This window comes from Eionea flava (assembly GCF_055393785.1).
Window position 1 is genome coordinate 1,455,595 of sequence record NZ_AP036018.1, and the last position, 15,097, is coordinate 1,470,691.

A 15,097-nucleotide genomic window follows, 5' to 3' on the forward strand; every position below is an offset into this window, starting at 1 on the left:
ACCGGTTATTGCTCTCAGACTGGCTCATAGGTTCCCTATTTCTTTATTTACTATAGTTAACTCTACGGAGCTTGCCAGTTATTTACTGAAAACTTCGGTTTTTATCTGATGTTTTCAACAGATTCGCTAAGGTAGGAATATCGATCAGCGCGCAAACGTGGTCTTTTATTGTTCCTGCCATCCACGGGCGTTCTGAACGGCGCTTACGCCAGCGGATATCGGCAGGATCAATGGTGATAGGCTGGTGAATTTTATCCACCGCTAAGGCCCAACCCGAACCATTAATAGCAACACTGTACTTAGCACGCGCTTGCGCTTCTGGCTTATAACGTTCGGGCATAATAAATTGCGATGTATTAATCACATTCACATTTCCCGTAATCGTTTTTTGTAAGCCCATAAACCATTCAGCTTGCCCAAACAACGGAGTAAGTTCATCACTCAATGGATTAATGGCATCTAGTGCTACTAGAGGCATCGCCAGTTGTATGCCGCTTAAATCGACTAACAATACATCAAATGGGCTATCTCCCCATGCTGGTCGCCCATTATCTAACCACTCATGCGCAACCGGTTCCCACTGATGATCGGTCTGCGTATCAATCATTGCAGCAAGATCAATGTCTGTACTATCAAGCGAAGATAATGACGTTGCCTTTTCATTAACCGGTGCGGGTTTTATCACCTTTTGTGTATCGAGCACCGCCTTAACCGATGGCGTTTGTGGTTCAGTCGTGGGGGCTACTACTTTTTTATTGTCAGTAACGGCTGCCGTTTTGGGAATCGTTTTTTTTGCTTGGGTTAACTCAGGCTCCGAAGTCACTGCGCTCGGCACGGGTGTTAAACTTTTCAGTAGTCTTTCCAAGCGAGCCTTTTCTCTTTGACGAAGATCCAGTTCGGAATCGACAACAGTTACCGGCTTATCACTGACATTTTGACCACTTATTTTTTTAGCTTGCGGCGCTGGTTTTGGTAATTCTTGTTTTAATAATGATTGCTTTGGTGGCGATGGTTTAATTACCGATTGCTTCGATGCGAAGGAAGTCTGTGCGGGTAATGTTTGTTGATTTTTCACCATAGAATGTGGCGTATCACGGCTGGCTTTTGAATGGATCGTGCGATTAACTTTTGGTGCCGATGGTTGAGTATGTGCTGCCACAAAATTAGCTTTTGTGTTATTCATTGTCGTGTTTATTGACTCATCTACGCGGTTAGTCGCGTGATTATTATGCTCGACGGACGCTGCGGGCTCTTCCAGTTCGGTCAGCAGCTCGTCAAAATAACTGGCTAATTGTTGTTGGGGCTTTTTTCTCTGGCTCATCGCGCATGCTTCTCCTGCGTCGAGCGGTGATATTTACCCCAACTTAATACCTGTTCTTGAGATTGATTATCTAGCAACCAATGGTACAAACTACGGTAGGCGACTAAACCATTACTATTAGCATCAAAAATACTGGGCGGAATGCCTGCACGGCTTGCATCGCGTAAGCGTGTATCAATAGGAATTTTACTCGGCCAAGTATCCATACCGTGTTGATGACGTATTTTCCGCAAAGAGACAATGGATGCCTGTGTACGGCGATCAAACATTGTCGGCACAATAATGTGGTTAAGCGCTCGCTGTTGTGATTGATCAAGCATACGCAATGTATGCAGCATACGATCTAAGCCTTTCAGCGCTAAGTGCTCAGTTTGTACGGGAATAATTAGTTGGTCACAGGCGGCTAATGCATTGATAAGCAGCACACCCAGTACCGGTGGAGAATCGATAATCACTAAATCAAATTCGTCTTTCACTTGCTTTACGGTATGGCTAATCACTAAACCTAAGCCTCCCTTACCTACCGCTAAGCGCTCTAATGTCGCCAATGCCGTTGATGCGGGCAACAGTGTTATATTATCGAAGCCAGTGGGCTGCAAAAGCTGAACAATACTTTCGAGACAGATAACCGATTTATCTTGAAATAATGTAAAAACACTAATGGGTACGTGGTCGGGGTCACCGCCAAAGTAACAGGTCAGCGACCCTTGAGGATCAAGATCAATAAGCAGCACACGCTGCCCTTGCTCTGCAGCAATACCGGCCAGGGTTACTGATGTGGTTGTCTTCCCTACTCCCCCTTTTTGGTTGGCCACTGTCCACACTTGCACGGTATTAACCTCTTATTCTGTCAGTATTACGTCACGACATGGTTTAACGAACGATTATTTAATAAACAGCAAATTCTATGCCTTTTTATAGATTCTATACTGCCTTTCTTCACGACATGGCTCTGGTAATTAATTGGCATCTGGATCTGATGTAAAGAGTAGCTCGCCATTATCCAATGTAATGGGTGTTATATCTGTCTCAACTGAGGCTTCATTAGTTGATGAGTGGGATGTGGATAAGGTCTCATCTTGATGAGTGATGTCATCCGTATGCTTAATATGACTATCCCAGAAACTATCCGTTTCGGGTCTTTGCTGTTGATATTTGCTGATCATCAACGAGACTCGACGATTTTGTGCTCGCCCTGTCGCCGTTGTGTTATCAGCAATGGGTTTAAATTCACCGTAACCAATCGCAGACAATTGCTCAGGAGACACGCCACCACTCACTAACAGCTGCACAATAGCCGCGGCTCTGGCTGCCGACAATTGCCAATTACTTGGAAACTGTTCGGTTTGGATGGCAACATTATCGGTAAAGCCTTCGACGTTAATAGGGTTTTTCGTATCACGTAAAACGTCGGCAATATCCGCCATAATCGTACTTGCTTGCTGACTTGGCTTTACACTGCCGGGTTCAAATAAGATTGCGTTATTTAAAGAAACCTGTAGCCACTGATCATTACTCGTTACAGTAATTGCGCCTTGCTCAATAAGTTGAGCTAACTTTTTATCAATATCGGCTTCAATAGCCGGCAAAGAGAGTACGCGCTTTTCTTCGAAATTTTCTCCGCCAGTGAATTGCTGTTCTTGTTGTGAAAACAATTCATTTAACGTATCAGAAAGCTCTTCGTATTTCTCTTCATTAACCTGAGATACCGAATACATAACAACAAAAAAAGCAAACAATAGCGTAACAAAATCAGCATACGAAACTAACCAACGCTCGTGATTAATCTGCATATCTACTGGCTTTCTCTTAAGCATAGCGATGAGACCTTTGCACGAGTTTGCACGAAAGCCATTTCACTCTCATGCGGTGTTTACCCCACAAGGGGGTACCGAGGAAAAATCTACTCAATCGGTCATTTATCATGCATAAACTCATTTTTGCCTCGCTTAAAAGCGCCTACTTTTGGTGCCTGAAAGCGAAATCATCTTCCCTGCAAAGGTCTCGCTATCTAACAAAGCCATCAAGTTTTAAAGTAATTGAACGCGGATTTTCTCCATCAGCCACATAAATAGCGCCTTCAATAATCAGCTCCTTAAGGTGAGAACGTTCATTAACATAGGTGGTTAATTTATTAGCAATCGGAAGTAACAATAAATTTGCCAACGCAACGCCATAAATGGTGGCAATAAAAGCAACAGCAATACCTGCCCCTAGTTGTGATGGATCGTCGAGATTTCTCATCACGTAAATAAGCCCCATTACGGCACCAATAATACCAATAGTTGGAGCATAGCCGCCCATGCTAGTGTAGAACTTAACGGCATCATGATCTCTTTGCTCTGATAAAATCAGATCGGCTTCCAACACACGACGCAATGTTTGAGGAGAGCCTTCGTCGATTAATAATTTAAGCGCTTTTTGAATGTAGGGGTCTTTTTCTTTGGCAATTTGATCTTCTAAGCCTAACAACCCTTTTCGTCGTGTAATCGTTGACCATGAAGCAATTTTTTTAATCGTTGCTTTATAGTCGATCGTAGGCGTTAAAAAAATCCATCGAGATAATGCGAGTGATCGATGTAATGTTGTACGTGGCGTTTGTAAAATAGCTGCGCCAATGGTGCCACCAAATACAATCAGTGCTGCAGGGCCATTCAATAGCTGTTGCCAAGCACCACCCTCTAAAAAATTGCCGCCCAGCAAGGCAGAAAATGCGATTAAAATACCAAGAACAGTAAGCAAGTCTAATTTCATTGGAATCTCTAAGAATTCTCGTGTGGACTCATGAGGTATTGCCTGAACGTACTTTAAAATCCGCAGTGAAAATTGCATTCATAGAACAAAAAAGCAGGTTATTTCTTCAGCAACTCTTGGCAGCAGGGAAGCTGCCACGAAGCTTATAGGATATATTTACAGCGTGTTGCTGAAGAAATAACCTGCTTTTTTGTTCGGCATTTCAGAATGCACCACGGGTTACTTTAAAGATAGTACAAAACACCTATTTCGCAACGATATGGGTGAGGATATAGAATAGGTAATTTTTAAAAAAAGAACAGGTTAGAATTTAGAATTTTTTTAAACAATCCGCCATATCATAAATATTAAGCGAAGCGCTTGATAACTGAGCTTTATCTACTGCCATTGGCATACCATAAACAACACAGCTATCTTCTGATTGAGTCCAAATCGTTGATTTTTTTTGTTTTAATAAACGCGCACCATCACAACCATCGCTGCCCATTCCCGTTAAAATAATACCTAACACCGTATCATTGTAGCTATTAGAAATAGAGGCAAAACTAATATCAATACAAGGTTTATAGTGAATATCCGTTGTTGAATCAGTGACTTTGACTCTATTTTTATTATTTTTATCGACGATCATTTGCTTACCTCCAGGCGCTAATAAGGCTCGCCCTGGTTGAATATAATCCCCATCTTCGGCTTCTTTGACTTCAATATTACACTGTTTTTTTAAGCGTTGAGAAAATGCCAAAGTAAAATTCTCTGGCATATGCTGAATAATCAGAATGGGTAAGCGAAAATTAGCGGGTATTGGTTTAAGTAGTTCGGTTAAGGCTGCTGGCCCTCCTGTAGAGGCACCAATAGCGACCAGCTTAATCGTTTTTGCTAACGTCCTATCATTGGGTAAGCAATAAGTAGCCTCGGCTACTGTACTTTTTTGTTCCTCTACCGATTGTCGTTGATTGGCTGGCGATGCTTTAGGGGAAGAAACAACAGAACAGCTAATGCCACTGGCGTTATTATCCCGTAATAATGTTGCTGTAGTAGGAGATTTTTTGGCGTTCGATACGCCTTCTTTACTATTTTTAACCAGTGTTTTACTTTGGCTAAGCGCAGTGAGTATATCGTAGAGTCGTTTTTTAATTGCCGCGCCTTTGCCCGATATTTCAGCAAAGTTTTTCGTCATAAAATCGGCGGCACCAGCTTCTAAGGCATCGATAGTAATTTTTGCACCGGAAAACGTCATCGAAGATAACATAAGAATAGGCAAAGGGTTAGATGCCATAATTTCTCGAACGGCAGTCACACCATCCATCATTGGCATTTCATAATCCATGGTGACAACATCAGGCTGTAACGATTTTACTTTCTCAATCGCTTCTTGACCATTACTCGCCACACCTACGACATTAAACGATGTATTTTCGCTGATAATCTCTTTTAACACTCGTTGAAAAAAACTTGAATCATCAACAATAAGAACAGTAATTGGCATCGTATCGCTGCTTGGTACTAGTTAGCGTTCGCAGCATAGCGTTGAAGCATACTGGGCACATCAAGAATTAAAGCAATAGTTCCGTCACCAGTAATTGTCGCACCGGCCATACCGGGTGTTCCATTTAGCATTTTTCCTAGTGGTTTAATCACCACTTCTTCTTGACCGATAAGTTGATCAACAACAAAGCCTACACGCTGAGTACCTACGGTTACGATCACAACATGTGCTTCTTTAGGTTTTTCTTGATTAGCCGGCCCATTCACTAACCAGTTTTTCAAATAAAATAATGGGATAGCTTGATCACGAATAGACACACACTCTTGTCCATCAACCATATTAACTTTCTCTAAGTTCATGTGGAATATTTCATTCACACTTACTAGAGGAAGAGCAAAAGCTTGCGCACCTAACATGATCATCAAGGTTGGCATAATCGCCAATGTCAGCGGCACTTTAATCAAAATTTTAGTGCCTTTACCCATTTCGGATTCGATTTCTATCGAGCCATTGAGCTGCATGATTTTAGTTTTCACCACATCCATGCCCACACCACGGCCTGACACATCAGAAATTTCCGTTTTGGTTGAGAAACCAGGAGCAAAGATAAGATTAAAGGCTTCAGTATCTGATAGACGTTGTGCGGCATCGTTATCCATTAATCCTTTGCTGACGGCAATACCCCGTAATTTTTCAGCATCCATACCGCCACCATCGTCGGTGATCGATAATAAGATGTGATCGCCCTCTTGCTGTGCAGCAAGAATCACTTTACCTACTTTATCTTTTCCATTGCTTACACGTACATCTGGTGCTTCAATACCGTGGTCGACGGAATTTCTGACCAAGTGAACTAAGGGGTCAGCAAGTGCCTCAACTAAATTTTTATCTAAATCAGTTTCTTCACCCACGAGTTCTAAATTAATTTCTTTTTTGAGATTGCGCGCTAAATCACGAACAACCCGCGGAAAACGACCAAAGACTTTCTTAATCGGCTGCATCCGTGTTTTCATTACAGACGTTTGAAGGTCTGCCGTGACCACATCGAGATTAGCAACCGCTTTACCTAAAGCTTCGTCGACACTTTTGTCACCTAGTCGTACTAAGCGGTTACGCACTAATACTAATTCGCCGACCATATTCATAATATCGTCTAGGCGCTGAGTATCCACTCGAACCGTTGTTTCTGCTGCCGGTGCAGGTGTTGCAGGAGCATCTTTACTAGGTGCTTTTTTCGCGGCAGGTTTGGGCGCTGGTGCTGCTTTTTTAACTGGCGGTTTAGCTGCCGCAGGTGGCGCTGGTTTGTTCTCGGTTGCAGATGTCGTAGCCGGTTTTTCTGCAACAGGCTGTTCTGCTACTTGTTCTATTGCGGGTTTATCAGGCGTTGCGGGGACATCTTTACTTGGCCCTTTGCCTTTACCATGCAATTCATCAAGTAATGCTTCAAACTCATCATCGTTAATTAATTCACTATTTCCTGATGCATTACTTGCAGGAGCATTTGATTTAGTTTCAGGTGCTTTAGTCTCTGCTGTGTCGGTTGTAGATATTGCAACGGCTGACTCTCCAGCACTAGGCCCTTTACCTTTACCGTGCAATTGATCCAGTAAATTTTCAAATTCATCATCGGTAATTTCATTGCTATCTGAATCACCAACTGTGACTGCTGGAGCAGTATCTGTTGTGGTTGAATCCTGTGTGTTTTCTTCTGGTTCACTAACGGCATCAACGAGCTGTTCAAATTCACCATCTGTAATGTCGTCACCCGGCGCAGGAGTGCTCTCTGTGGTGCTTTCTACTTCAGCGGGTGCTTCTTCTGATACCTCTTCAACAGGTGCTTCATCTTCAGAGTTGCCAGAAATGTCTTCTCCAGCAACCAAACGTCCTAACATTGCAATCAATTCTGGATCAGCCGCTTCTGGATCTTGGCGTTGCTGAATCGCCTCAAATTGTAAATTAACCGCATCAAGTGCTTGCAGCACAACATCCATTAATTCTGAAGTAACTTCACGCTGACCATTACGTAAAATATCAAATAGGTTTTCGGTGACATGACAACATTCAACCATCGTATCGAGCTGTAAAAACCCTGCGCCCCCTTTTACGGTGTGAAACCCTCTAAAAATGGCATTCAACAGATCTTTATCATCAGGGCGTTGCTCTAGATCAACTAGCTGCTCCGACAGTTGTTCTAAAATTTCTCCGGCTTCAACAAGGAAGTCCTGGAGTATTTCTTCATCATCAGCAAAACTCATTGAGTTCTCCTTAAAAACCTAAACTGGATAATAAATCGTCTACTTCATCTTGACCGTTAACAACATCTTCTCTTTCTGCAGCCTTCACTTGAGGCCCTTCCCCTTTTATATTTTTTTCTTTTGCTTGTTCTTTCACATCTTCAGGTTTAATGCCGACCACAGATTCCACTTGCCCGGCTATACGCACCAGTGATACTAAATTATTCTCAACATCACTAATAAGACTAATAACACGTTTGAGTACCTGCCCTGTTAGATCTTGAAAACCTTGTTCAAGAATAATATTTTGTAAATTTTCGTTAAGCTTAGTTGTACTGCTCTCGGTTACATCAAAAAAATTATCTAAACGAGAATAAAAATCACGAAATTCATCAGGGCTCATTTCTCGTTGACGTAAACGCGCCCATTCCTGTTTTAATAAGGCCGCTTCTTGAGCCAAGCCTAAAGACATGGGAGCCGCTTCCTCAACCATATCCATTGTTTTTTCTGCCGCATTTTGCGTTAACTCAATCACATAATTCAGTCGGTTAGAGGCATCATGGAATTCACAATCTTCGACATTGGAACCCCCTTCTTTTCCTCCATCAACATTAAAATTAACAATCGCGTTGTGTAAGCCTCTTGTTAACTTACCGATCGACTGAAAAATATGTTGATCGCGGCATTGTGTCACTTTTTCAATCAATGCTGAGGCTTCATCGTATTTATCGCCTTGAAGCTTTTCAGTGAGCAAGGCTGCACACTCACGAAGCTCTTCAATCATGTCTGGCGTTGTATCAGGCGTACTTAATTGATTTGTCATTACTAACCTTCTTGTTCAATTAATAGTGATACACGTGTTATACACGATCAAAAATTTTCTCTATTTTTTCTTTTAAGGCCTGAGCCGTAAATGGTTTAACCACATACCCATTAACGCCCGCTTGCGCAGCCTCAACAATCTGATCTTTTTTTGCTTCTGCCGTAACCATCAACGTGGGTAAGTTGGCTAACTTATCGTCGGCACGCACTTCTTTTAACAGTTCGATACCAGTCATGCCTGGCATATTCCAGTCAGTCACAAGAAAGTCAAAGTCCCCTCCCTTGAGCATAGGCAAGGCGGTCAAACCATCATCCGCTTCTTGAGTGTTGGTAAAACCCAAATCTCTCAATAAGTTTTTAATAATTCTTCTCATGGTGGAAAAATCATCTACGATGAGTATTTTCATATTCTTGTCCAATGTAACCTCCGCATACCCGTTGAAACGCTTTCTATATATAGTCTAGACGTTGATTCTGATGTAGCCAGTGAATTGCTTAAAATAAGCGATGTAATTAAAGAGATTGCCAATCTTTTAGCTTCGAACGCAGTCTCAATGCCGCTTGGCTATGAATTTGGCTGATACGCGACTCACTAACGTCTAAAATTTGACCGATTTCTTTTAAATTAAGTTCTTGATCGTAATAAAGTGATAGCACTAATTTTTCGCGTTCCGGCAAGTGTTCAATTGCTTTCGCTAATGAAGACTGTAATACCTGTTGCTGTACTTGCTTATCGGGTTCTATAAAACTGGCCGATTCATGCTTAACCGACAATTCTTCCGTTTCAAAGGACTCATCAATACTAAATAAATGGCCTGATAATGCATCGTGGGACATTGCATAATATTCTTCGATACCAACACCCATTGATTCTGCCACTTCGGCATCTTTGGGGTCACGACCAAGACGGGCTTCTAATTGATGAATAGTCTCGCTAATACGGCGACTATTACGATGAACGGAACGAGGCACCCAATCGCCTTTGCGAATTTCATCAACAATAGCGCCTCTAATACGGATGCCGGCATAGGTTTCAAAGCTAGCGCCCTTTGAATTATCGTATTTTTTAGCAGCTTCTAATAAACCTATCATTCCTGACTGAATAAGATCATCGACTTGAACACTAGCCGGCATTTTTGCCGCCATATGCTGTGCAATACGCTTAACAAGATCAGCGTAGTCTTCAACACGAATATCTACCGCTGTAGCGACTTGCGCTGTTTGGTGGGCTTGCTCGTACAAACCAATACCCTCAGAAGTCATCATTACTACCAACTCTTATTACTTGGGTTATTTTGTTTTGCAGTGTATGTGGTTGATTAAGGTCACTCGGTGTCATTATGTAATGACGATTAATGAGATAACATGTGCGAGTGAGAAAATGCCGCATGCGCTTAGTGAGGTGCCGCATGCGATGATTGAGTGACCGAAGAGGCCAATAGACTCTCGACAAAAAATTCTAAATGACCACGAGGCGATGATAAGATTGGCCATTCATCCACTTTACTGGCAAGTTGCCGATAAGCTTGGGATGCTTTGGCTTGTGGGAACATTTCAAGCACAGGCTTTTGACGTTGTACCGCTTTGCGAACATTTTCATCAAATGGCACTGCCCCAACATATTGCATCGTAACATCAAGAAAACGCTCACAAACGCCACTTAATTTAATAAATAAGTTATGCCCTTCTTTTGGTGAACCTACCATATTTGCAATAACTCTAAAGCGCACTAAACCGTACTCTTTATTTAATAGCTTAATTAATGCGTAAGCATCCGTAATAGATGACGGTTCATCACAAACAACCACTAGCACTTCTTGCGCAGCACGAACAAAACTCACGACGGTATCGGATATACCTGCTGCGGTGTCAATGACCAAGACATCGAGCTGATCTTCTAAATCACTAAAGGCTTGAATCATCGCGCCATGTTGCTGTGCATTGAGTGACGCCATATGCTGAACGCCAGAAGCGGCTGGAACAATACGAATACCACCCGGCCCTCTAATTAAAATATCGCGTAAATCACATTCACCTGACAATACATCAGCAATGGTTTTTTCTGCACGAATCCCTAAAAGAATATCAATATTAGCCAAGCCTAAATCTGCATCCATAAGAACAACACGTCGGCTCATCGCGGCAAGTGCAAGGCTCAAATTGACAGAGATATTGCTCTTACCGACACCACCTTTACCACCCGTTACGGCAATGACTTGGACTGGATGACTCATGGGCTATGTTGCTCCTATATAGTGGAGATGCTAACTGCAAATAAAATATGAGGCCTTTGCACGAAAAGCATTTTGTCCTCATGCGGTGTTTACCCCGCAAGGGGGTACCGAGGGAAAACGTACTCAATCGGTCATTTACCTCGGTGCCGCCTGACGGTAGCAAACATAAACTCCCTCATTCCGTGCGTTTTCGCCTCGCTTAAAGGCGCCTACTTTTGGTGCCTGAGAACAAAATTCTCTTCCGTGCAAAGGCCTCGAGTAAAGTATAGTTGCTTTCTTAAATATCGCTCATCGCGTTATGAATAAACTGATTTACGTATTATTGAGCCGACAGAGAATGTTCGGCTATGCTATTTTTTCTCTGTGTTTTCAATAAATTAACAGCACGAGAGACAAACTCTCCGGCTTTTAAGATGGCAATATCTTCTGGCACTGACTGCCCATCGGTGATGTACGCCAGTGGTAAGTCATGCTCAATAAGTATGCCTGTCGCGTCACTGAGCGTGGCACACTCATCGAGCTTACTCATAACGCAATAATCAATATTGCTAACCCCATAGCTATGCAGAGAAGCTTTCATCATTTGATATTGATTATTAGCGGGAATAACCAGTACATTCTGTACAGCTTCGCATTCGGCAAGCACAGACAAGTGAGGTTTTAATAAAGGGTCCGCATGCCCCATTCCTGGAGTGTCAATAAGAACTAAATCATAGTCTTCAAGTTGTCTTAAATAATGTGGTAACGAGGTTAGTTCATCAATAATTTCAACACGTACATTCAGTACTTTTGCTAAAGATGTCAGTTGATTATGTGCGGCTATTCGATGCTGGTCAGTCGTAATTAAGACCACATCATCAGCACCATTTTCCATAACATAACGTGCTGCCAATTTAGCTATCGTCGTGGTTTTTCCTACACCGGTTGTGCCTAAAAAAGCATAAATCCCCCCTTGTGACACAGGGTCTGTCGTATCACAAGCAATTTTTCTGGCTACTTGTGTTAACACGTGTGTCCACATTAACGACGGCTTCGCATTGGGGATTGTTTTTTGTTCAAGCGCGTGCAGAACTTTATCGTTTGCAGCTTTAGGTAATGCTAAAAAATCGAGCTGCGTTTTTATTTTTTTCAAACCATTAGGCGCATGGTGGCTTTGCTGTGTGGATGTATTCTCTGTTTTATTGTCAATATTAATGTCATTAAATTGGCGGGCATTAGACTCTTGCAGGTGTGACATATGAAGTAATTGCATTTCTATGGTATCGCGCATTTCGGCAATTTCGTCATGGAGTTGTCTAATGTCTTGATCGTAGGAAGGATAATCTCTTTCTGATGACATATTATTTTTTCGATGAACATTCTTAACGGTCGATACATTTTCGTCATCTATGTTCTCGGTAGTTTCTCTGGCAACCGCTTGCGTCGTGTTAAGCTGCGCATGATTCTGCTGTACTGACGCTTGTCTAGCTTGCTGCTGCGCATACTCTTTATCGGCCCATGTTTCTAGGGTCATTGAGCTTGCCTGCTTAGCGGCTTGCATCTTACGATTAGCCTGCTCCAATTCATCGGCTAGTTGTTGTTTTGTTTTTCCTGAAGCCAAGCCTATATCATTAGGTTCTATATTATTCTGCGCGCTAAACGATGGATTAGGCATTGGCGAACGTGCTGAAAACTGTTCGGCCTGAGGCATGGTATGCGGTGAAACCGATTGAAAATCAGCAGAATAACCTGCAGCGGCATTCTCCACTTTTTGCTGTTTAGGTGAAACCATTGAAGCGGGTGCTGAAATAGTCGACTGCAACTGGTCTAAAGCAGCGTCACCCGTCGCAACCAGCTCAACACCTTTCGCTGTGCGCTCGGTTGATATAATCATTGCGTCTTCACCGTATTCTTCTTTAACCATATCCAGTGCGCGGCGCATGTCAGCGGCAATAAAACGTTTAGCTTGCATAATATTATTCCTCTCTATCGCAGCATTGTAGCGATGCGTTAACACAACCATTAGCTCTACTTACTATCAACTTAGTTATCAACACCAATTGATGCTTCTATCACTAATTGTTTGTTATCGGGTACTTCATTAAAAGCGAGAACATGCATATCAGGGATAAATAAACGAGTAAATTTCGCTAAAGTTAATCGCACTGGAGCTGCAACTAACAGTATTACTGGTTTCCCTTCCATTTCTAGCTTACTCGCTGTTTCCATCAATGATTGTTGTAACCTCTCTGCCATCGTAGGTTCAATAAAAGCGCCTTCATCAGCGCCAGAATTTTGTGCTTGCTCTATAGACTTCAGCAATAACTGTTCCAAGCCGGGATCTAATGTCATAACAGGTAGCTCATTTGTATTCCCGACAATATTTTGAACAATCTGTCGCGACAATAATTGTCGACAAGCGGCAGTTAATATATCGGCACTTTGCGACGGACCAAAGCCAGTAATCGCTTCGGCAATACTTCTAAAATCACGAATCGATACTTTTTCACGGAGTAAGTTTTGTAACACTTTACGCAAAATATTAATTGAAACGGTGGTGGGCGTTAGCTCTTCAACTAATTTTGGCGAGCTTTTCGCCAAATTATCCAGTAGCTGTTGTACATCTTCATGGCCTAGCATTTCATCGCTGTGTTTTTGCATAATCTGATTAAGGTGCGTTGCAATCACCGTACTAACATCCACCACGGTATAACCTAGTGTTTGCGCTTTATCTTTATGCTGAGAGTCTACCCACACGGCTTCTAAGCCAAACGCGGGATCTGTGGTGACCTGTCCATCGATGGATCCAAACACTTGCCCAGGATTAATCGCTAGGTCTTTATCGAGAAATACTTCGGCTTCACCCAAATTCACACCCATCAGAGTAATGCGATATTGGTTGGGTAATAAATCTAAATTATCTCTAATATGTACCGAGGGAATAAGAAAACCAACATCTTGAGACAGCTTTTTTCGTACACCTTTAATACGTCCCAACAGCTCGCCGCCTTGGGATTTATCAACAAGAGGAATTAAGCGATAACCCACCTCTAAACCAATAATGTCTATTGGCATAACATCATCCCAAGTAATTTCGGCAGACTCCGTTTTACCTTCAATAACCGGTTGATGGCTCGCAGGCAAAGCGCCTGAAGTTGGCATTGCTTGTGCTGTTGGATTTTGTCCAGCGCCTGCCGGTACGGCTACTTCTTCAACCATCCCTTGTTGGTTACGACGATGGATTAAAAATGCTAAACCGGCACAAGCCACAGATAAACCAAGAAACGCCACGTGTGGCATACCGGGAATAATACCCATTAAAAAAAGTATGCCTGATGAGATACCCAGTGCTTTAGGTGTATCAAACATTTGACGCATAATTTGCGCACGCATATCTTCTGCGCTGTTAACCCGTGTCACCATAATGGCGGCAGATACCGATAACAATAAGGACGGGATTTGTGCGACGAGGCCATCACCAATGGTTAACAAAATGTATTTCTCTACGGCATCATCAAACTCTAATTGATGCTGCATCATGCCAATAGCTAAACCGCCAATTATATTAATCACGAGAATTAAAATACCCGCTATGGCATCACCACGTACAAACTTACTCGCACCATCCATCGCACCATAAAAATCTGCCTCGCTAGAAACATCTTGGCGACGTTGCTTGGCTTCATCTTGGTCAATAATGCCTGCATTTAAATCTGCATCAATCGCCATTTGCTTGCCCGGCATCGCATCTAATGTAAAACGTGCGCTCACCTCTGAAATCCGCCCGGCACCTTTAGTCACTACAACAAAATTAATAATAATTAGGATCAGGAAAATGACTAAACCCACGGCATAATTACCGCCAATAACGACTTCACCAAAGGCTTGAATAACTTTACCTGCCGCATCACCGCCGTTGTGCCCTTCCATTAATACCACACGGGTCGAGGCAACATTAAGCGCTAAGCGTAATAGTGTTGCGAGTAAAAGAATGGTTGGGAATACTGCAAAATCAAGTGGGCGTAAGGCATAAACACCCACCAATAAAACAACAATAGATAAGGCGATATTGAACGAAAAAAACACATCCAATAAGAAGGCAGGCAATGGCAACATCATCATGCCCATTAATGTGAGCAAAGCCAGTGGAATACCAAAATTGCCGGCACTGGCATTGCGTACATTATTGATCGCTGTTTGACGATCTGGAAAGGAAATCTGACTAAAAGAAGGTAATTGCATGGAGTGTCGCTTTATTGACTCTTAT

The 15,097-nt window shown here is 42.5% G+C and carries 12 protein-coding genes; all 12 read right to left on the reverse strand.

Annotation, left to right across the window (positions count from 1 at the left end; genetic code table 11):
* Positions 1 to 82 precede the first annotated feature (82 nt).
* A complete protein-coding gene (locus tag ACZ5O6_RS06395; protein ID WP_447091636.1) occupies positions 83 to 1,321 on the reverse strand; it encodes a chemotaxis protein CheW in 1,239 nt (412 codons plus the stop codon).
* Positions 1,318 to 2,151, reverse strand: a complete 834-nt coding sequence (locus ACZ5O6_RS06400; RefSeq protein ID WP_447091637.1) for a ParA family protein — start codon at positions 2,149 to 2,151, stop codon at positions 1,318 to 1,320. The genes ACZ5O6_RS06395 and ACZ5O6_RS06400 overlap by 4 nt, the downstream gene beginning before the upstream one ends.
* Positions 2,152 to 2,280: 129 nt before the next feature.
* Positions 2,281 to 3,138 (reverse strand): flagellar motor protein MotB, encoded by an 858-nt coding sequence (locus ACZ5O6_RS06405; RefSeq protein ID WP_447091638.1) that lies wholly within the window; start codon positions 3,136 to 3,138, stop codon positions 2,281 to 2,283.
* A 190-nt stretch (positions 3,139 to 3,328) separates the two neighbouring features.
* Positions 3,329 to 4,075 (reverse strand): flagellar motor protein, encoded by a 747-nt coding sequence (locus ACZ5O6_RS06410; protein WP_447091639.1) that lies wholly within the window; start codon positions 4,073 to 4,075, stop codon positions 3,329 to 3,331.
* 310 nt (positions 4,076 to 4,385) lie between these two features.
* Positions 4,386 to 5,561 (reverse strand): protein-glutamate methylesterase/protein-glutamine glutaminase, encoded by a 1,176-nt coding sequence (locus ACZ5O6_RS06415; protein WP_447091640.1) that lies wholly within the window; start codon positions 5,559 to 5,561, stop codon positions 4,386 to 4,388.
* Positions 5,562 to 5,578: 17 nt separating this feature from the next.
* A complete protein-coding gene (locus tag ACZ5O6_RS06420) occupies positions 5,579 to 7,816 on the reverse strand; it encodes a chemotaxis protein CheW (RefSeq protein WP_447091641.1) in 2,238 nt (745 codons plus the stop codon).
* A 10-nt stretch (positions 7,817 to 7,826) separates the two neighbouring features.
* Positions 7,827 to 8,618 carry a protein phosphatase CheZ gene (locus ACZ5O6_RS06425; RefSeq protein WP_447091642.1) on the reverse strand — a complete coding sequence of 264 codons (792 nt, stop codon included), beginning with the start codon at positions 8,616 to 8,618 and terminating at the stop codon, positions 7,827 to 7,829.
* A 37-nt stretch (positions 8,619 to 8,655) separates the two neighbouring features.
* Positions 8,656 to 9,036 carry a chemotaxis response regulator CheY gene (gene cheY, locus ACZ5O6_RS06430; RefSeq protein ID WP_447091643.1) on the reverse strand — a complete coding sequence of 127 codons (381 nt, stop codon included), beginning with the start codon at positions 9,034 to 9,036 and terminating at the stop codon, positions 8,656 to 8,658.
* A 94-nt stretch (positions 9,037 to 9,130) separates the two neighbouring features.
* Complete coding sequence (locus ACZ5O6_RS06435; protein WP_447091644.1) at positions 9,131 to 9,883, reverse strand: RNA polymerase sigma factor FliA; 753 nt, start codon at positions 9,881 to 9,883, stop codon at positions 9,131 to 9,133.
* A gap of 128 nt (positions 9,884 to 10,011) precedes the next feature.
* Positions 10,012 to 10,851, reverse strand: a complete 840-nt coding sequence (locus ACZ5O6_RS06440) for a MinD/ParA family protein (RefSeq protein WP_447091645.1) — start codon at positions 10,849 to 10,851, stop codon at positions 10,012 to 10,014.
* Positions 10,852 to 11,170: 319 nt separating this feature from the next.
* Positions 11,171 to 12,802, reverse strand: coding sequence for a flagellar biosynthesis protein FlhF (locus tag ACZ5O6_RS06445; RefSeq protein WP_447091646.1), 1,632 nt, complete (start codon positions 12,800 to 12,802; stop codon positions 11,171 to 11,173).
* A 71-nt stretch (positions 12,803 to 12,873) separates the two neighbouring features.
* A complete protein-coding gene (flhA, locus tag ACZ5O6_RS06450; RefSeq protein ID WP_447091647.1) occupies positions 12,874 to 15,072 on the reverse strand; it encodes a flagellar biosynthesis protein FlhA in 2,199 nt (732 codons plus the stop codon).
* Between the last annotated feature and the right edge of the window lie 25 nt (positions 15,073 to 15,097).

Coding starts and splice junctions, on each gene's coding strand:
- ACZ5O6_RS06405 (WP_447091638.1), bottom strand. CDS start 3,138: ATGCTTAAGAGAAAGCCAGTAGATATGCAGATTAATCACGAGCGTTGG.
- ACZ5O6_RS06420 (WP_447091641.1), bottom strand. CDS start 7,816: ATGAGTTTTGCTGATGATGAAGAAATACTCCAGGACTTCCTTGTTGAA.
- ACZ5O6_RS06435 (WP_447091644.1), bottom strand. CDS start 9,883: ATGATGACTTCTGAGGGTATTGGTTTGTACGAGCAAGCCCACCAAACA.
- ACZ5O6_RS06440 (WP_447091645.1), bottom strand. CDS start 10,851: ATGAGTCATCCAGTCCAAGTCATTGCCGTAACGGGTGGTAAAGGTGGT.
- ACZ5O6_RS06395 (WP_447091636.1), bottom strand. CDS start 1,321: ATGAGCCAGAGAAAAAAGCCCCAACAACAATTAGCCAGTTATTTTGAC.
- ACZ5O6_RS06425 (WP_447091642.1), bottom strand. CDS start 8,618: ATGACAAATCAATTAAGTACGCCTGATACAACGCCAGACATGATTGAA.
- flhA (WP_447091647.1), bottom strand. CDS start 15,072: ATGCAATTACCTTCTTTTAGTCAGATTTCCTTTCCAGATCGTCAAACA.
- ACZ5O6_RS06415 (WP_447091640.1), bottom strand. CDS start 5,561: ATGCCAATTACTGTTCTTATTGTTGATGATTCAAGTTTTTTTCAACGA.
- ACZ5O6_RS06445 (WP_447091646.1), bottom strand. CDS start 12,802: ATGCAAGCTAAACGTTTTATTGCCGCTGACATGCGCCGCGCACTGGAT.
- ACZ5O6_RS06410 (WP_447091639.1), bottom strand. CDS start 4,075: ATGAAATTAGACTTGCTTACTGTTCTTGGTATTTTAATCGCATTTTCT.